At 59.2% G+C, this 17,886-nt stretch carries 18 protein-coding genes and 1 pseudogene; 10 read left to right on the top strand and 9 right to left on the bottom strand.

All coding sequences use genetic code 11. From position 1 onward, the window contains the following. The 3 genes from EG850_RS13460 to EG850_RS12935 form a co-directional block, all read left to right on the top strand. The coding region (locus EG850_RS13460) for a Pycsar system effector family protein (protein WP_235829353.1) at positions 1-228 on the top strand (228 nt) is incomplete at its 5' end. 214 nt (positions 229-442) lie between these two features. After that, complete coding sequence (locus tag EG850_RS12940; protein ID WP_124974144.1) at positions 443-727, top strand: ribbon-helix-helix domain-containing protein; 285 nt, start codon at positions 443-445, stop codon at positions 725-727. Next, positions 724-1,038 carry a type II toxin-antitoxin system RelE/ParE family toxin gene (locus EG850_RS12935; protein ID WP_124974142.1) on the top strand — a complete coding sequence of 105 codons (315 nt, stop codon included), beginning with the start codon at positions 724-726 and terminating at the stop codon, positions 1,036-1,038. The genes EG850_RS12940 and EG850_RS12935 overlap by 4 nt, the downstream gene beginning before the upstream one ends. Positions 1,039-1,043: 5 nt before the next feature. Here the strand turns inward: EG850_RS12935 and EG850_RS12930 are convergent, their stop codons facing one another. Beyond that, the gene (locus EG850_RS12930) at positions 1,044-3,440 is read right to left on the bottom strand and encodes an ATP-dependent DNA helicase (protein WP_235829352.1); all 2,397 of its coding nucleotides are present in this window, start codon (positions 3,438-3,440) and stop codon (positions 1,044-1,046) included. Further along, complete coding sequence (mobF, locus tag EG850_RS13605) at positions 3,368-4,492, bottom strand: MobF family relaxase (protein ID WP_235829351.1); 1,125 nt, start codon at positions 4,490-4,492, stop codon at positions 3,368-3,370. The genes EG850_RS12930 and mobF overlap by 73 nt, the downstream gene beginning before the upstream one ends. Positions 4,493-4,859: 367 nt before the next feature. Here mobF and EG850_RS12925 point away from each other — a divergent pair, with 367 nt between their 5' ends. From EG850_RS12925 to EG850_RS12910, 4 genes are all read left to right on the top strand, one after another. Continuing rightward, the gene (locus EG850_RS12925; protein WP_124974140.1) at positions 4,860-5,081 is read left to right on the top strand and encodes an IS110 family transposase; all 222 of its coding nucleotides are present in this window, start codon (positions 4,860-4,862) and stop codon (positions 5,079-5,081) included. A 301-nt stretch (positions 5,082-5,382) separates the two neighbouring features. Next, the gene (locus EG850_RS12920; RefSeq protein WP_124974139.1) at positions 5,383-5,583 is read left to right on the top strand and encodes a hypothetical protein; all 201 of its coding nucleotides are present in this window, start codon (positions 5,383-5,385) and stop codon (positions 5,581-5,583) included. Further along, entirely contained in the window at positions 5,580-6,044 is a 465-nt protein-coding gene (locus EG850_RS12915; protein ID WP_124974138.1) for a BLUF domain-containing protein, read from the top strand. Before EG850_RS12920 ends, EG850_RS12915 begins: the two co-directional genes overlap by 4 nt. A 43-nt stretch (positions 6,045-6,087) precedes the next feature. Beyond that, complete coding sequence (locus EG850_RS12910; RefSeq protein WP_235829349.1) at positions 6,088-7,215, top strand: cytochrome P450; 1,128 nt, start codon at positions 6,088-6,090, stop codon at positions 7,213-7,215. Here EG850_RS12910 and EG850_RS12905 read toward each other — a convergent pair. From EG850_RS12905 to EG850_RS12895, 3 genes are read right to left on the bottom strand one after another with little or no spacing between them, the layout of a single operon-like run. After that, entirely contained in the window at positions 7,178-8,713 is a 1,536-nt protein-coding gene (locus tag EG850_RS12905) for an FAD-dependent oxidoreductase (protein WP_235829354.1), read from the bottom strand. The two genes, EG850_RS12910 and EG850_RS12905, sit on opposite strands and share 38 nt — an antisense overlap. Before the next feature lie 52 nt (positions 8,714-8,765). Beyond that, positions 8,766-9,134: a lycopene cyclase domain-containing protein gene (locus EG850_RS12900; protein WP_124974134.1), complete on the bottom strand. Its 369-nt coding sequence runs from the start codon at positions 9,132-9,134 to the stop codon at positions 8,766-8,768. Then, on the bottom strand, positions 9,127-9,504 hold the full coding sequence (locus EG850_RS12895; RefSeq protein WP_124974132.1) for a lycopene cyclase domain-containing protein: 378 nt from the start codon (positions 9,502-9,504) through the stop codon (positions 9,127-9,129). Before EG850_RS12895 ends, EG850_RS12900 begins: the two co-directional genes overlap by 8 nt. A 668-nt stretch (positions 9,505-10,172) precedes the next feature. Between EG850_RS12895 and EG850_RS12890 the strand changes: the two genes are divergently transcribed. Then, the gene (locus EG850_RS12890) at positions 10,173-11,498 is read left to right on the top strand and encodes a cryptochrome/photolyase family protein (RefSeq protein ID WP_124974130.1); all 1,326 of its coding nucleotides are present in this window, start codon (positions 10,173-10,175) and stop codon (positions 11,496-11,498) included. A 38-nt stretch (positions 11,499-11,536) separates the two neighbouring features. Here the strand turns inward: EG850_RS12890 and crtI are convergent, their stop codons facing one another. The 4 genes from crtI to idi are packed head-to-tail and all read right to left on the bottom strand — an operon-like array spanning position 11,537 to position 15,732. Beyond that, on the bottom strand, positions 11,537-13,141 hold the full coding sequence (crtI, locus tag EG850_RS12885; RefSeq protein ID WP_124974128.1) for a phytoene desaturase family protein: 1,605 nt from the start codon (positions 13,139-13,141) through the stop codon (positions 11,537-11,539). Further along, entirely contained in the window at positions 13,138-14,070 is a 933-nt protein-coding gene (locus EG850_RS12880; protein WP_124974126.1) for a phytoene/squalene synthase family protein, read from the bottom strand. The genes crtI and EG850_RS12880 overlap by 4 nt, the downstream gene beginning before the upstream one ends. Continuing rightward, on the bottom strand, positions 14,067-15,185 hold the full coding sequence (locus EG850_RS12875; RefSeq protein WP_124974122.1) for a polyprenyl synthetase family protein: 1,119 nt from the start codon (positions 15,183-15,185) through the stop codon (positions 14,067-14,069). Before EG850_RS12875 ends, EG850_RS12880 begins: the two co-directional genes overlap by 4 nt. Then, the gene (gene idi / locus EG850_RS12870; protein WP_124974120.1) at positions 15,178-15,732 is read right to left on the bottom strand and encodes an isopentenyl-diphosphate Delta-isomerase; all 555 of its coding nucleotides are present in this window, start codon (positions 15,730-15,732) and stop codon (positions 15,178-15,180) included. Before idi ends, EG850_RS12875 begins: the two co-directional genes overlap by 8 nt. A gap of 118 nt (positions 15,733-15,850) precedes the next feature. Between idi and EG850_RS12865 the strand changes: the two genes are divergently transcribed. Continuing rightward, entirely contained in the window at positions 15,851-16,492 is a 642-nt protein-coding gene (locus EG850_RS12865; RefSeq protein WP_124974118.1) for a MarR family winged helix-turn-helix transcriptional regulator, read from the top strand. A gap of 18 nt (positions 16,493-16,510) precedes the next feature. Beyond that, positions 16,511-17,845: pseudogene (locus EG850_RS12860) on the top strand (DUF2867 domain-containing protein); the annotation flags it as partial. Positions 17,846-17,886 lie beyond the last annotated feature (41 nt).

Genomic DNA, 17,886 nt, shown 5'->3' with positions numbered 1-17,886 from the left:
GATTCAGACCACACCTACACCCTCAAATGCGATGAGCCGCATTGGGCTGCTGAAGAGCTTGAAGACGCACTAAAGCAGAAAGATATCCTTTCCGTGCTGTCCAGGCAGCTAGTGGTCATGGCTGGTATCGCATGGAAAAAACATCGTTGGGCTCAGTGGGCTCTAAGGTTCACTCTCCTTGGAGCCGGTATCGAATTGTTCGCTGCATGGTGCTTGGTGCAACTCTAGACTTCCTGCGCTCCAGAGCCGAAATAACGACTGCTCCTTGAGAGAATGATCCTGGTCTTGGCGGAGTCATCTCGGTTTTGGGCCTGCCTACGTGCCCCGCAGCCTACTTCTGTTGAAAGGGGTCAGCGTGAAGGTTCGAAGATCATCCGATTATTCACTACCTCCACCGCGAGATTCAAGTAGGATTTAGTCATATCGAAAGCGAGGTTCGACCATGCGCACCACGAAGCAGCTCAGCATCACCCTGCCCAACAACATGGCCGACGCACTCAAAGAGCGCGTCGCATCGGGAGCTTACGCCAGCGAGAGCGAAGTCATCCGCGACGGACTACGGGCGCTGTTCTCCCAGGAAGAGGCCGTCGAGCGGTGGCTGCACACCGAGGTAGTCGCCGCCTACGACGAGCTGCGCGCCGATCCCTCCAAGGCGATCAGCTCCGCAGACATGCGCGCCCACCTCGCCACACTGCATGAGCAGCACATCTCGAAGAACACCACGTGACAAGAACCGTCGTCTACTCCGCCCGAGCCCAACAGCAGCTCACCGACCTCTATCTCTGGATTGCGGAGCAGTCCGGGTTTCCTGACCGCGCCGAGCGGTATGTCTCCGCAATCTTTGACTATTGCGACGAGCTTGCAGACTTCTCATTTCGCGGTAACGCCAGAGACGATCTGCGGCCTGGCTTGCGCACGATCGGGTTTCGTCGCCGCGTGGTTATCGCGTTCGCCGCACAAAAGAGCACGGTCGAAATTCTCGGCGTCTACTACGGCGGGCAGGACTACGAAAGTCTGCTGTCTGTCGAAAACAGCTGAGTGGATTACAAGCCCCGGCTCGGGCCAGCCTGCGGGGGTGTGTGGCGGTGCTTGTGTCCATAGTCGTAGTGACGGGTGGGCTCCTGCTTCGCCCGTCGCGCTTCTTCTCGGGCTGCTTCTGCAGCGCGAGTCTGCTCGATCCGGGCGACCGCATCGGCGGGCGTGAGTGAGCGCAGTAGCTCGGCCTCTGCACGTGCGTTCTTCGCAGTCTGGGTCGCGCTCATGGTGCGCTGTGAGGGGTTCGGGCTCAGGTAGGCGTCACGGTTGCGGAATACTCGCTCTGTGCCGAAGAGGCGGCTGTAGGCCGCCAATCGCGCAACCTGTGCCTGCTCGGGCCTGTTCAGGACTTCATCACGCGCTACCCGGTGCGCTTGCTCGGCTTCGATCAGGCGCGGGTCGGTGTCAATCTTCGGACGGGTGACTCGCTCCATCCAGGTGTCGGCGCGTTCGTTCCGCCTCGGCAGTTCGCCCCACTCGTTCGTCAATTGCTGGCGGGCGTCGTGGGTTCGGGCCTTGGCTCTGTCGTCTTCGTCGCGGGCGCGCCGCCGGCCGAACCACGATGCTGCCCGCACCTGCTCGCCTGCCTTCTGCTCTGTGGCTTCGGCCTGATAACACTCGGCAAATGCTGACTGTGCCGCCGCGACTAGCGGTGTCGCGACCTCGACGCGCACCTGATCAGCCTCCCACCGTGCTACTCGCTCAGCCGCGCGCGCTGTCTCACGCACTTCCATCTCACGGGTACGTAGGTCGGCGAGGGCGGTGCTGACCTGCTGCCAGCGTTCCGCCTGCGCCGCAGCAGTCTCTGCCTGCCTCAGGAGCGCAGCTATCTCGTCGTTGACAAGCTTTACGGGGCCGTCTGCGATCAGTCCCGCGACTTCGTCAGCAACGCGCTGGGTTGCGTCGGCAAGACCATGATCTGCACGGTCGCGTTGCATCGCGGCGACGAACTGCTCCCGTGCCTCGGTCTTGTTGTCGGCAACGATGTGCAGCAGGTTCGACTCGCGACCTCTCGTCATGCCGACATAGACACTGGCGGCGCTGGTCGCGTCGGTGAGGATCGTGTGCGACCTGTCCGTGGTTGCGCCTTGCACCCCGTACGCAGTCGCCGCATACGAAAGATGCGCATGCTCGGCTACATAGTTTGCGGGGAGGCGCACGGTGCGCGGAACCATCCGCCCGCTCGATGCCTCGCGTGCGGTGACGGTGCCGTCGTCTGTGACGTGCTGCACGATCCACTGTTGACGATTCGCCACCCCGAGGCCGGTGTCGTTCTTGCGTGTCTGGATCAGGTCACCCCGACCGATGCTGAGACCGTCGCTCCCGATGGTCGTGGCGGTGTCGTCGACGAGGCCACGCCCAGTTCGTTCGTCTCGAATGCGGTCATTGATCCGTGCCGACTCATCGTTCGAGGTGACCATGACAGCGTCGCCGTCATTGCGGTGCTGGGCGATGTGCTCGCGTACCTCGTCGCTGCTCGCGTGCAGCCGTACCAACCCAAGTGATGCAAGTCGGTCGAACACCTGGCCGGGGTTCGTGCCGTCGCGTATCTGCAAGGTGAGGTCGGCGTAGGCAGGGTCGATGAAGCGGTGCACCTCGGCCATGTCGAACGTGCTACCCCTGATGTTTGCGGCCATGTCGAGCACTCCGCCGCGTCCGACCGCCGCGAGCTGCGCACGATCTCCGACGAGGGCGAACGTCGCGCCTGACTCGGCGGTGACGGCCAGGAGCGCGATTGCCGTGTCTTGGTCGAGCATCCCCGCCTCGTCCACGATCACCCGCTCACCCATTGCAAACCGTGCTGCTTCCGGCACTCCGCTGTAGGCGCGGCCAGTATCTGGGTCGATGTCACCGACCACGAGACGCAACCACACACCATCGGCGTTCCAGCGCCACCCGTGTGCGTGCACGAGCGCCGCTACCGAGGTTGCGGGCACCCCGAGTTCTTCCTGCGCGACCTGCGCGGCGCGCAACGTCGGTGCAACCACCCGCGACGCCCGCCTGTGCTGCGCCGCGACCTCGATTGCGACGCCCAGCATGGTGGTCTTGCCTGCGCCTGCTGCGCCTTCCACGATCACGAGCGGATCGGTCGAGGCTACTGCTGCTGCAGCGCGTTCTTGTCCGGCATCGAGGCCGCGCGCCTGAGTCGCGCCCTGCACGTTCGGGTGATTCGGTTCACAATCGGGAGTGCGGGCGGTAAGGAGATCGCGCAGCTTCGTCTCAGCCTGCACCACGCGCAGGCTGGTGAGGTGCGCGACATGCTCCGGCGTTGCCGCATCCGGCGGGAGTACGGAGAAGCAGTCCTCGAGCGCGAGCCGCGTGGCAACCGCGATCAGCTCGCGCAGCTCTGCACCTGTGGCGCGCACCCGGGCCTCGGTGATGATGCGCGTCGCCTGCTCTTGCACGCTGTGGCGTGTCCAGGTCGAGGCAGCGGCGGCGCAACGGTCGAGCGCGCGAGATGCGATCCGCTGGGTCGGCGCAATGTCGCGGGGTCGTAATCGGCCTCACGCAGTTCCGTGAGCCAGGCCTCTTCTTCGCGCAGCGTGGTTGGTTTCTTGGCGGGTCGATCATGCGCCCACGCCTGCGCAGTGAGCCGCGATGAAACGACCGGCCCCATCGACTCGCCAGGGTGCGTCGCCTGCCATTCGGCTTCGAGCCGTTCGAAGTTCCGGCGCACCTGCTCGCCCCGCTTACTCATCAAGGCGTTGAACGGCTGCAGTTCGACCACCTCTCCGGTCGCGGGGTCGAGGGTAAGGCCGTGCCGATCCAGCACCTCCGCAAGCTCGGGGTGCGCAGCGATCACGGCGGTGCCGAGCGCGCGGATCACGCCCTGCTGCCGGAAGGTCGCGGCAGTGTCGAGCGCACGCCATTTCCCAGCAGCCCACACACGCATGCCAATCTGCACATGGATGTGCCGATGCGGATCACCCTCGCGCGAGGTACGGTGCGTGATGCCGATGACCTGCATGTGATCGACGGGCACAACCTCCTGCGCCCCGCGCGGGCCTACCCGAGTCACCGAGCGTTGAGCGAGCCACCGCCGAGTATCCGCCAGCGCGTCCTGCTGTGCACGATCCAACACCTCGGACACTTCGGGATGCAGGGCGGCGGCGATGGAGAGCGACTTCGGGCCGTTGATCGTCATTTCCGCGAACCGGGGAGACCCCAAGCGATCCTGCCCGGCGAGACGAGGCCGCCCCATCCGCTCACCCGTATCGGGGTTGATCCAGTCCACCCACCTCGCATACTCCTCGTTCGAGAGCGCCCGAACCGTCACCGTCTCGCCGCTCGCATCAAGTACGGCATACTCGACGTCTCCGCCGTCGCTGAGGTAGTAGTCGTCAGCACGCGAACGGTCGGCCTCGACATAACGCAGCGCGTCGGCCCCGGTTCCCCGGAACAGGATCACGCCGCCATGCATGAGATTCACCGCCTCACTTGGATCATGTTCTTGCAACTACATAATGTAGCATGCGTTCATTCTTTGAAACAGTGGGAGGTGGCTGGTCTGGGACCGGCTGGCAGGGTGGTGACTGGCCGCTCGTCGTTCGTTCGTGGCTCAGCGTTCATTTGACGCTCTTCGGAGCTGTCTTGCTTCTGACTTGCCCTGATGAATGGCGGCGGCCGGCACGACCCTGGCCCACTCCGGGGACTTGATACGAGGAATGCCTCACCCTGCGAGGGGTGTGGCTCATCAAAGAATTGCCCCGAGGTGATTACCTCCCAGGTTCGCGGGCTGATCGCGACCGGAACTGAACCAACGAATCTGGAAGAAACTAACCGCCAGGACCATCGTCGCGCATACGCGCCCATTCATCATCGGCATGGATACCCACGCCCGCACTCATACTCTCGCGGTGCTCGCTGCTCCGACCGGGGAGTTAATCGCGTCCGAGCAGTTCCCAACCACCGACGCGGGGATGAACCGCGCGGTTCATTGGACGGGCCGCCGCACCGGAGGAGAGGATGACGTGCTCTGGGTAATCGAGGGCGTCGCCACCTACGGGGCGCACTTGGCGTCCCTCGTCACTGACACCGGCTATTAGGTCGCTGAAGCGCCTCGGATGAGCGCCCGTGAAAATAGAGAATGAGCAGATCGCACTCGCCTACTGACTAACCTGTCACCTAAACGTGCAGCAGACCCCTCCCGCCTGGCTCTCATGATCTAATTGGATCAACAAAGCCCGAGTACTTCGCTCGAATGAACAGAGTGCGGTCGAGGATTGGTTCGTCCCAGGCTGATAGCCTCAACACGGGCGCAGTGCAAACCGGTTATGGAGGAGAAGTGAGTCACCGAACTTGTCGATAAATCATGTCTCTCGAAATTCTGAAATCGTCTGGTCCTGCGTGGAAGATGGATTCTATGTTGCGAGCTATGCTGAACGGTTTCTGGGTTTTGTAGATAGAATCGACTCTGAAGATTTTCAGGTGTGTGATGCACATTCACAACAGATTGGTATCTTCACCACGTTGGCGGCCGCTCAGAGCTTCCTGGAGGTTCGTGCTGCGGCAGAAACATCTGCTGCTGCGACGGGAGAGGAAGCATGATGGAAGAGAACGCAACGACAAGCACTGCCCCTCTGTTTGCATTGATGTATTCAAGCTACGCAACCGAAGGCACGAGTCCTAACTCGCTCGAAATAATTCTTGAGCAAGCCCGGCGAAAGAACGCCCGACTCGATATCACCGGTATTCTGCTGTACCGCCAAGGCCGCTTTTATCAATACCTTGAGGGAACAGAGGAAGCGGTGAGAGGGGTGTATGACGAGATTCAACAGGATTCACGTCACACCCACCTGCGTATCTTGCTTGAAACCTCAGTGCCGTCACGGAGGTTTTCAGAGTGGACAATGGGCTATGAACCGCTCCGCGAAACGACAGAGAATGCCCCTGCTGGTTTTCGGAGCACGTTTGTCGATCTTGAGGACACACAGAGCCCAGCGAACGTATTGCGTGCGGTCACTGAGTTGACCTACTGGTACCGGGCACGGGCATCCCGAGTGCAGTGAACCATCAATGCGTAAACGACGAGGAGGCACGAGTGAGGAGCGAGTGACCCAAGAGGTCATTCGCTTACGAAACCTGCGTGAAAGCCAAGCAGTGCTGCGCGCAAAAGATGCGACATCACAGGCGGGATTTACCGCTGAACGTATTCCTTCTCGGTTCTTTGCTCGACGACCAATCCTGATCGATGATGGCCCGGGACATACAGAGCACCGCAAACAACTCGTCCGATTCTTTAGCCCGCGCGCGCTCGAAGAACGGCATCGCGCGTTCATTGAACGCACAGCGGCCGACTATGTCACGCAAGCCCGACAGGCAGGCGGCTGCCGGGTCGATGACCTCGGGCTGCAATTTTCTGTGCGTGTGGCATCAGAGATCGTCGGGCTGACTGCAGGAGATACGTCCGCTCTCGCGAAGCGACTTGAAGCATTCTTCAAGCAACCTCCTGTGGATCACACTCGGACAGATCATGGGCGCACACGGGAAGACTGGATCCAGGCAGCAAGGAGAGCGCTCGTTCCACTCGCCAGCTTCTATTTGCGTGATGTGCTGCCTGCTATCCGAGCGCGGCGAGCTCACCCCACAGACGACATCATTAGCCACTTGCTCGCGCATGGATATCGTTCGCGCGAAATCCTCATGGAATGCCTCACCTACGGCACCGCAGGAATGGTGACCACCCGCGAGTTCATCAGCATGACCATGCTGCGCATGTTCAACGACCCGCGGCTACGTATCCGGTACCTCGCGGCTGAAGAGCCTGAGCGTCTCGCGATCCTGAATGAGGTCATCCGACTTGAACCACCGGTTGCACACTTGTATCGGCGTGTACAAGCACGCGCTGACGGATGCCCCTACGATCCCGGTGCACTGGTCGATATCGATGTCAGGCAGACAAATGTGTATCCCGATATCTTCACACCCGAACCCGACGGCGTGTGCACGGATCGACAGCTCACAGCGTCTGAACGAGCGGGGCTGAGCTTCGGCGATGGTGCTCATCGCTGCCCGGGATCACATCTCGCCCTGCTGGAAACCGACGTGCTCGTGCGTGCCCTCTTCGACGCAGGAGCGGTGCTTGAACGCTCACCAGATCACGAATTTGACACTCTGGTGCAGGGATATCAGTTGCGCGGGTTTAGCGTGACTTTTTCGAATTCGGCAGCCGCGCCATGAGTTTTCGAGCTTCACGCGGCCACCAATGACGGCCGCGTGTAGGCACGCTCCAAAGGTCGTGGCCGGCAACCCCCCAAGACTCCAAAAGCTGATTCGCCGCCATCCACCCGGTGGTTGCAGCTCGCTCCATCAGTGCGACCGGTAGATCGCAGCGCACCCAGTCGCCAGCAAGCACAAGACCCGGGTGAGGAGTGCGCACTTCGAGCCTCTCCTCCCATGAATTGGTGCCAATGAGTGCGCAATCGCGTTCGATCAACAACTCTTCGGCCATGACGGTGAGGCCAGCGGTCTCTGGGTACACTCGTTCGAGTTCTGCCCGAAGCTGCGAAGCGAGCGCCTGCTCTCGCACGTGGTCGCCTGGAGTTTCGACCGGAATCGCGTAGGCATGCAGTTCGACGACGCTCCCGCCATGTGCAATCGACCAGTCGCGTGCACCAGCTTCGAATCGTTCGAGCACGCTGACATTGTCGAGCGGCCCAAAGTCAGCTGTGCCGAGAAACGCGGGACGATCTGGGCGCACAAGCCCGTCAAACCACAGTCGCAACACAGCAAACGGTGGTGCGAGCGGAATCTGCTCTATGTTGTTCTCCCAGTCGGTTGCTCCAGGAACTGGAGGCAGACTTGGTGATGCAGACACGATCTTGCGTGTTCCCTCAGGGCCCGCCGCCAGCACGACCGCATCAGCATCGTAGTGGCGGCCATCTGCAAGCAGCACACGCCATCGCCCATCTGCGGGATCGCTTTCAAGCCGTTCTACTCGACCGCTGACCCGTCGCACACCGGCCCGTTGGAGCACGACACCGAGCGGATTCCAGAGTGAGGTATCGAAGTCGTCACGCGGCACATCAAACAGCAGCCCTTCAGAGGAACCAAGAAAGTAGCTGTGGAACATTGCGACGAGTTCACCCGCCGAAAAGTCACTTGGATGAGCAAAAAAGCTCCGCGCAAAAACCTCAAGGGCGAGATGACGGGCGCGTTCAGGAAAATGCAGGCGGTCGAGGAAGTCGGCTGCGCTGACTCCATCGAGTTGTCGGTAGGTCTCGGGAAAGTCGACATCGAGCAGTGAGAGCGCGGTGTCGATGTCAACTCTCATGAGGTCCCTGGCCGAGAACGTCGGGCTCCGCATCACGAACGAAATGAAGTTCCACGGTGGGGTTCGCGGGATGTTGGTGAACGAATCCTTGTCTCCTCGCGCGCTTACAACGGGATAGTCTTCAACGGGCTGCAGGAGCTCGTCAAGGTTGCCTGCGCGACAAAGCAGTGCTCTGAGGTTATAGTACTGACGGAAAAACGCATGAAACCCGCGACTCATCGTGACGTTCCCGGCAGCTGACTCCGTGTTCCAGGCACGTACACGTCCGCCGAGTTGTGCTTCGGGTTCGATCAGGTCAACGGCCACCCCGCGTTCGATGAGTCCGCAGGCTGCTGCGAGTCCCGCAATACCGCCCCCGATGACCACCACTTTGCGTGGCTTCGCGGGTTCGGATGTTCCGGCCATTGCAGGGAATGCAACGGCTCGTCGGTCGCGGATGTGCTTGGTCTCGGTCATACTAATCCGTCTGCGTTTCTGCGCTCGCGTTTGTGGGTGTCGAGGCGGCGCCCGCACCTGTTCCGGTGTCGTTCCGATTCAGTCGTTTCCAGATGACGATCGTGAGCGTCAACATAGCGAATCCGAACCCGAAGTCCTCCACCGGTATGTCCCAAGGGAATCGCACGCCGAGCATCGATTCAGGGGCATAGATGACGATCGGGTCTGAAAGTTTGGTCAGCCAACCGTCCACCAGTACCTGGAACGAGAACATGATCAGCAGAGATACCCAGTACTGTGCGGTCCGAAACACACCGGTGCGCAACCACAGTATCTCCACGAGGATCACGGCAAGCATCGTGAGTAATGTTGCAAGGGTGTACTCAGGCATGATCGCCCTCCTGCGTCGCCTTTTTGCTCCGACGTGAACGTGATATGAAAAATGCGAACACTTTTCCGACTGCTTCGAACGTGAGGATGCCACAGAGGGGAATTGCGATGAAGAAAAGGAGCTCTTCAAGGGGCAGCCCAAACGGCAGGGTAATACCGCTGGTAAAGCGGTCACTATAGGTCCACATGCCAAAGTGAATCGCAATGATGTCCCACACGGCAAAGACAATCACCGTGATGAGGATTGCTTGTAGGAGGCGCAACGGCTTGCGGTACACACGCGCCCCGAGAACAAACTCTAGCGGCAGCGTGATCAGTAGACATGCTGCCATGAGCAACACGTACTGTAGGGAGTCAGGTATGAGGGTCATGCCGTTCGTAGGCCTTTCGAAGAGCAAGCGCGGTGATGAAGGTGCGGGATTTGGAGGCGCACTGAGCCTTCGGTGGGGGTGTGCCCTGGAATTGCCGCAGCTGATGTTCGTCGGCCCAATGACGTGCGAGGCGTCTGAGCTTCGCACCTCGCCAATGCCACATGGGTTTGAGTAAGACGAAAAAGACTGGCGCAAAAATTCCGCCAATCGTGAGTTCGTCGTTCCAAATAGCGGTGTGGGATCTTGTTGGGCAGATGGAGATTTCGTGATTCCAATACTTGAGTAGCGCGAGAGGGCCACTCAGTGGCCTCCCTGCATCCCGCATCGTTCTTGTCCCTGGAGTGAATTCGACCTGCGGGAGATTCTCGATCGTTATGCGCTGCGAACCGACACAGAACCTTCCCAAGAGATACAGTGCGACATCTACTTGGGATCCTGAAACGAACGCCTGCGGCAACTGAACTCCGGACTTGACCCGCATCTGGAGCAGCGGCCAGTACAGCTTTGTTGCCACCGCTGGATCGTGAACGGCCCCCCATGCGATATTCGCGGGGCACTCCATGGGCACCACGGTCCGAATCTGCAGATAAAACATTCGTCCTGCCCCCGTCGTTACCTGTACCCATGGGGCGCAGGTAGATATTCAGTGCGAGCCTTACGGTGGTGAGATGACAACTCTCGTGTGGCTCCGCGATGATTTGAGACTGAGCGACAATGCGGCGCTCAGCGCCGCGACAGACGATGCCGACGGCGTAGTAGTGCTCTATCTTCTCGATGAAGTATCGGAACACCTTCGACCGCTCGGGGGAGCCGCAAAATGGTGGTTGCACCAGTCGCTTCGCGCGCTGGAGCATTCGCTTGGACAACTCGGGATGCCGCTTGTTTTGCGCCGCGGCGCGGCAGAAGAAGTCATCCCTGCCGTAGCACGTGAATGCGGCGCAGATCGGGTGTTGTGGAACCGGCGGTATGGCGCGGCGAGAGACCACGATGCGAAGCTTAAGACCGCGCTGCGACAGTCCGATGTCGTGGTTCGCTCCTACCCTGGAGATCTGCTGTTCGAACCGTGGACAATCGCAACCCAGACGGGTACCCCCTATCAGGTGTACTCCGCATTCTGGCGGGCATGCACATCGGGGCACACACCCGCAGACCCACTTCCGGCCCCCAAACAATTGACGAGTGTGCAAAGGGATATCAAGAGTGAATCTTTGGACTCCTGGCTGCTGACTCCTGCCAACCCCGACTGGGCTGCTGGTATCGCCAGCCGGTGGGAACCGGGTGAGTCTGCAGCTCATCGAACGCTCGATGAGTTCCTCGAAGACCGAGTGCAGCGATACTCTCGAAGAGACTTTCCCGCAGAAGACACGGGATCCGAGCTTTCGCCCCACTTGCGGTGGGGGGAAATCAGCCCACGCCAGGTCTGGCACCGAACCCTGCTGACAGGCGGAGACGTCGGGATGTTTCTCTCCGAACTCGGGTGGCGTGAATTCGCCAAGCACACGGCATTTCACTTCGGACCCCTCGAACAGCGCAACCTCAATGCCCGCTTCGACACATTCCCTTGGCTCTTTGAACGCGACGCGGGATTCGATGCGTGGAAGTTTGGGCGCACGGGGTTCGGGATCGTTGACGCGGGTATGCAAGAACTCTGGCAGACGGGATTCATGCATAATCGGGTACGCATGATCGCTGCCTCGTTGCTCACCAAGAATTTGGGGCTTGACTGGAGAATCGGCGAGGCGTGGTTCTGGGACACCCTCGTTGATGCCGACGAGGCAAGTAACCCGTTCAACTGGCAGTGGGTGGCTGGGTGCGGTGCCGACGCAGCCCCGTACTTTCGTATTTTCAACCCTGATCTGCAACAAAAGAAGTTTGACCCAGACGGTGCGTATGTAAGTAAATGGGCTCCATACAGTATGACGTTGCCACAGATCATCGACTTGAAAGCCACCAGGGCAGATGCTCTCCAGGCATATCACGCTCTGGTTCGTTGACATTCGAACATTCATGGTCAGGCTGGATTGTGTTGGAGTCATACGTGCTGCCCCGGCTCCGACCCTGATGAACTGGCCTGTGGCGTGATTGGTCCTGCGGTGTGGTCGCCACGGATATGCTTCAGAACAAGTTCAGCACTGATGAGACACATCGGAACCCCCACACCGGGTGCGGTCGTCGCGCCAGCGTAGAAGAGCCCGGCTACCCGCTTGGAGACATTCTGTGCTCGGAACATTGCGCTCTGTCGCAGAATATGGGACGGTCCGAGCATGCCCCCTCGCCAGGATGAGTAGTCGCGAGCAAAATCAGCCGGCCCGATTGTTTGGCGAGACACGATGCGTTCACGCAACCCGGCGATCCCGGCCCATGACGCGATCTGATCGATTGCTCGATCAGCTGCCTCCTCAACTTGCGCGTCTCCGCGGCCGTTGATGCCCCCCGAGCCGATAGTGACATCGGCAGGAACAGGGATCAAGACGAAGAGATTCTCTGCCCCCTCGGGTGCGACATCGGCATCGGTCGCGCTCGGCTTACACACGTAAATCGATGCAGGATTGGGCACCGAAGGATTCCCGCCGAAAATCGCGTCAAAGTTCACATCCCAGTCGTCCGTGAAGAACAGTGAGTGATGTTCAAGCTCCGGCAGTTCCCCGGATACCCCAAGCAGCACCAGCACCGCTCCTGGGCCACTTTCTTGATGAGCCCACCAGTTTTCGGGGTAGCTACGAGCCTCGGGAGGGAGCAGCGCCGTCTCAGTGTGATGGAGATCTGCGGCAGAAACGACAAGATTGGCATGCTGGATATGTTCTGCCCCTTTGGCATCACGCCACTTGACGCCGCTGACACTCAGGCCTTGACCGCTTCTACGCGTAAGGACCTTTGTGACCTCCGCATCCGTCACGATCTCTGCACCGTTTTCAATTGCGAGCACCCTGAGCCGCTCCACAAGATGCCAGAATCCTCCCACCGGATATTGCACCCCCTCGTCGAGGTCAAGCGCACTCATGAGGTGATACATGGCAGGTGCCTGACGCGGATCAGTTCCTAAGAATATTGCCGGGTACCCCAATATTTGACGGAGCACCGGGTGATGAAAACGCTGCGTGATAAACCGTTGGAGGGGTTTCATGAGCAGCATCACGAGCCGAGGGAAAGTCTTCAACACTTCGGGTGTGAGCAGAAAACGCCAGTTCCTAAACGTGTTGTACAGAAAGTACCGTTCCGCCATCTCGGTGGTCTGACGAGCCGATCGTACGTAGTCACGGATGTGGCGTGCGCTTCCGGGCTCCACACGTTCGAACGTTTTCGCGACGTCATCAAGACCATGCGGGACCGTGATGCTCGAAACCTCGCCCTCGGACGTCGGGGCTGAAAATACCCGGTAACCGGGGTCGAGGCGACGCAGTTCCAGTTGCTCAGCGGTTGAGGTGCCCAACAACTCAAAATAATGGTCGAACACCCGTGGCATCAAATACCATGACGGTCCGGTATCAAATCGGAACCCATCGTTTGTGATCGTTCCCGCACGACCTCCCACTCTGGAGTGTCGCTCAAGCACGCACACCTGGTGCCCTTCCCGTGCAAGGAGTGCGGCGGTGGCGAGACCTGCAACACCGCCGCCGATGATGATCGTACGTGTCATGTCGCTCTGGCCTTTCGGGTGGCAGCGAGGGATTGCACGAAGAGGAGAGCCTTCTTCGGGTTTGACACTCGAATGCGTCTTTTGCGCAACTCCTCAATGGGTGTGTGTTCAAGCTTGTCGGTAAGCCGAGCGAACAAGCGCCGAGCACAGTCGACTCCCACGCGCGCGTCGGGCGGGAGGAGTGGGAGCGATTGGTGTGCCGTCTCGAGTTGCTCACGAATGGTGTTCACCCAGTGCAACTTGAGTTGTTCAGTAATCACCCGGCCGTCGCTGAGATAGTTTCGGGCCAGCCGGTCGGTATCATCTGCAAGATCGCGTAGGAAGTTCACATTTTGGAAAGCTGCGCCTAGGTCGCGCGCCCCCTGCTCCAATAGCTTCAGCTCAGTCTCCGAGCGCGCCTCGTCGCGCAGGAACACCCGGAGACACATGAGCCCGACCACTTCTGCTGACCCGTACACGTAGTTATCGTGCCTGGCTTCGTCGAAGCAGGCTATGCCCTGTAGCGGGGACGGGGAAGACTCGTCTTGAGCTACCGGTGTTTCCAGGTCCATACGCATTGAAGTGAAGAACGGAACGATGAGTGAACTGTCGATGCGGGTGAGGCGGGCAGAAGCCGCAAATGCGTGCACGATGGGATTGCTGCTGTAGCCACATTGCACGGCAGCGAGCGTTTCGGACTCAAGCGAATCGAGTCTCTGCAATTGTTGCTCGGGGGTGAGGCCTGCTTCTGCCGCGACGCCGTCGACGAGTTCATCAGCGATTCTTACCAGTGCGTATATGTTTTTGACGTGCGTTCGGTGTCTCGGGCCGAGCAATTGGGTTGCCGCTCCGAAGGAGGTTGAATAGACGCGAATGATGCGGCCTGCAGCTTGTTCGGATGCGTCACCGTACTGGCGAAGAGACGAAAAGTGTTCATTCTTTTGGTTCATGCGCGTCTCCCGTCGAGAGCGTCCACGAACGTGAGTATGAATTGTGAAACCGCAGTTGGCACGACTCCATCGTGCGCGGAGAGCATCGAGAGTGCCGCCCGGATCTGATCCTGAACCATCGACTCAACAAATTGCTGTGCACCGCACTCGATCAGCAAGTTCTGGATTCTGCGCCCGGATTCCTCTGAGAATTCTTCAGCGCCGATGAGCTGTTCAATGCTCGGCCACGCGTGTGTCATCCTCGCATAGGCGATCAGGGCGGTCTCTTTTCCCTCTCGAAAATCTGAGTACGGGTCTTTCCCGTGAGTCTCGCTCTGACCGAATGCGGAAAGCAGGTCGTCCTGCAATTGAAAGGCAAGACCAAGATGTCGCCCGACGCTGCCGAGCTGCTGCTCCAGTCGGTGGTCGGAGCCACAGATGATGCTGGCGACCCGAAGCGGCAGCTCGAATGTGTATGCCGCGGTTTTCATGCGGGTCATGTTGAGGACCAGTTCAAGATCTGGGGTGATGCATCCGTCTGCGAGGCCAACATCACAGTATTCGCCTGCCAGGGTCTCGGTGACCGTGGCGTCAAGCAGATCGAGCAATCTGAGCCGGTACTCTTCAGACACCCGCGCTCGGGCAAACGCCTGATGCGCGATCGTGAGCATGAGGTCACCCACCAAGATTCCGCTGCTCCGTGCCCAATGCAGTCGGCGTGCGTCCGAGATGCCCTGCTCCATAGCGGTCTGTTTTGCGGAACTTGTTTTTCCTGCGAGATGACCGACAAGGTTTGGTCTGCCACGTCGCAGGAGATCCTCATCGATGATGTCGTCATGCAAAAGAAAAGCAAAGTGGAGGATCTCGACGGCAGCAGCTATTTCGAGGGCGACGGAACGTGTAGCTGCGGTGACAGTGCGCTCTGTCGTTAACGCATCGAATGCGCCCATGAGTAGGCGTGGACGAAGAAGCTTTCCTCCGTTCAGCTGCGCTGCAGCGAGGTCACAAAGTTCCAAAAAATGAACTCCGTAGGCCCCTGAGCGAGCTGCCCGAGCGTCGATAATCTTCCGTATCTCGGTTTCGATCTCAGTGGTCGTGTCGTTTCCAGTGGTGTGACTCACCGTTGTGTCAAACATTGCGATGTCCTCCTAGGAGAGCACCGAGCTGGTGCAACTGCGGCAGTTGCTCTCTCATCCACGGGCTGAATGCGTAGGGTGCAGCAGTGACAGCTTCAACTAAGGTTCCGGGAGTGACCCACTGCCAGTCGCAGACTTCTTCAGGAACTGGGGCGAGAACGCCAGTGGTGTGCGCTGTGAACACCGGGCAAATCTCGTTTTCAACAATTCCCGACGCATCTACCGCGCGGTACGAGAACGTAGGGATCTCGCCACGAATAGCTACTATCTCGACCCCGAGTTCCTGGTCGGCTCTTCTCATGATGGCTTCATTAAACGATTCATCGGGGCCAGGATGGCCGCAGAAACTATTCGTCCACACCCCAGGCCAGGTCTTTTTCGTGAGTGCCCGACGTGTCACGAGTACCCTGCCGTGTTCATCGAACAGGTAGCACGAGGAAGCCAAATGCAAGGGCGTGTTCTCATCATGGACATCGGACTTGAGTCGGGTCCCAATGGGGGCTCCAGTGTGATCCACAAGTACGACCAATTCGGGCGATGATGCCAATTTCGCCTCCTTAAGGTAAGAACGAAAGCTCAAGAAACAATTTTGTTTCTAGTACGATATAGTAAACCACAGGAAAGTAAACTGTAGTGGTTCTGTTGAAAATTTCGAGGAGTGACAGATGGCAAGCGTCGAGTCGAGATCGGAAGAAACCCTCATCCAGCAAGATCTCGAACGATTGATGCATGCGTCGCAGGCGAACGGCATGTTCGAAGCACCGAATATCTCCGAACCCGAACTGTTGGAAGTCAACGAGCTCACAAATTCGCTTGCGAATCTGCGCGATGCAGAACGTGAACTCACCGAAGCATCCCGCTCTGCCATGAACCTTTCCGCTCAGGAGATGCGTGCGTTGCAGTTCCTTGTGGTCTCCTTGCGCCGAGGAAACGTTTCAACCCCGACGATGCTCGCTAAACATCTGCGCATCTCACCTGCTTCGACGACAAAGTTACTGAACCGGCTTGAACGTGGTGGGCACATCTCCCGCCGCATCCACCCGTCCGATCGACGAGCTTTCACGATTGAAGTGAGACCGCAGACCGAAGCGATGATTCAACGATCCGTTGGCCGCCAACAAGCACGGAGGTTTCTGGCGGCTTCCCGCTTGTCCAGTGGTGAACGTGCAATAGTGACCCGATTCCTTGACGAACTCACCCAGGGCATCACGGAGGATCGTCAGACCTGGGCGAGCGCAGAAAACGTGTTACAAGCACTCGACTCTTCGCTATCAATGCCTGACGGTGGGGTTGCGTCAGAAACCTAGAACAGTGAGGAGAGCGCCATGAGGAGAGAGGGCGATGCCGAAAGCCTGCGGGTTGCGGAACACGAAGAATTAACGTACCCGAGAGGTGCCGAAGATGAGCTGATCGCGCTCCCTCGTGATGATGGCAGGCTACCGCTCGTGCTGGTGCTCGGAGGAACGGGGTATGTTGGCGGCCGGCTTATTCCGAGACTGTTGGCAGCTGGATACCGCGTGAGGGTTCTCGTTCGGTCGCGAGAGCGAATCTTGGCCATGTCATGGGCGCACAAAGTTGAGATTTGTGGGGGTGACGCATCGGAGGCCCTGTCTCTTCGAAGGGCGTGCATCGGAGTCGACACCTTGTACTATCTCGTCCACTCGATGACCGCAGGGAAAGACTTCGCCGCGACTGACCGAGCGATCGCACAAGCAGTTGCTACCGCGGCCGCTGATGCGAGCATACGACGCATCATCTATCTCGGCGGGCTCCATCCAAAGAACACAAAATTGTCGGCACATCTCGATTCACGTGTCGAGGTTGCGAAGATTCTCCTGGACTCCTCAGTGCCGACGATCGTCCTGCAGGCCGGGGTGATCATTGGATCTGGTTCAGCGTCGTTTGAAATGGTACGGCACTTGACCGAGGTACTGCCGTATATGCCTGCACCCAAGTGGGTCCGAAATTTTATCCAGCCGATAGCGATCAGAGGCGTACTTTACTACCTACTCGCTGCTGCTCGTATCATCGAAGCGCTCAACCGCGAGTTCGACATCGGTGGCCCCGATGTTCTGCGATATGGGCAGATGATGAACGCATATGCACTTGAAGCAGGTTTGCCCCAACGTCACATTGCGGCGCTCCCCGTTCTGACCCCAAGACTTGCGTCTCATTGGGTTGGCCTGGTGACTCCCGTGCCGCGCCAGATTGCCAGACCTCTGGTGGAGTCCTTGCAGAACGATTGTGTAATGAGTGAGCATGACATAGATCAGTGGATCAGCCCACCGCCCCCAGGACTGACGAACTATCGCGCGGCCGTAAGATTTGCGCTCGGCCGCATAGCTGTTGACGGCATCGAGACCAGCTGGGTCGATACTCGCGTCCCGCGAGCCCCAAGCGACCCGTTGCCAAGTGACCCCGTCTGGGCGGGGCGCAAAGTTTTCACGGACGATCGGAGTCTTGAAACCTCAGCCACGCAGGAGGCGTTGTGGCAAGTCATCTCGCAGATCGGAGGCGCGCAAGGGTGGTACTCAGCTCAGACGCTGTGGTCATTGCGAGGGATCCTGGACCGTGCTCTCGGCGGAGTGGGACTGGCGAGAGGACGACGCACGAGCTCACAGGTGAGAGCCGGTGACGCAATTGATGTTTGGAGAGTTGAACTGGCTCTTCGCAGTTGAGGGGGTAGGTGGGGCTGGCGTGT

Source organism: Gulosibacter macacae (genome assembly GCF_003865375.1).
In the GTDB taxonomy this organism is placed as follows: Bacteria; Actinomycetota; Actinomycetes; order Actinomycetales; family Microbacteriaceae; genus Gulosibacter; species Gulosibacter macacae.
Note: the sequence above shows the minus strand (reverse complement) of the source record. Positions and strands in the feature narration are given on the sequence as shown.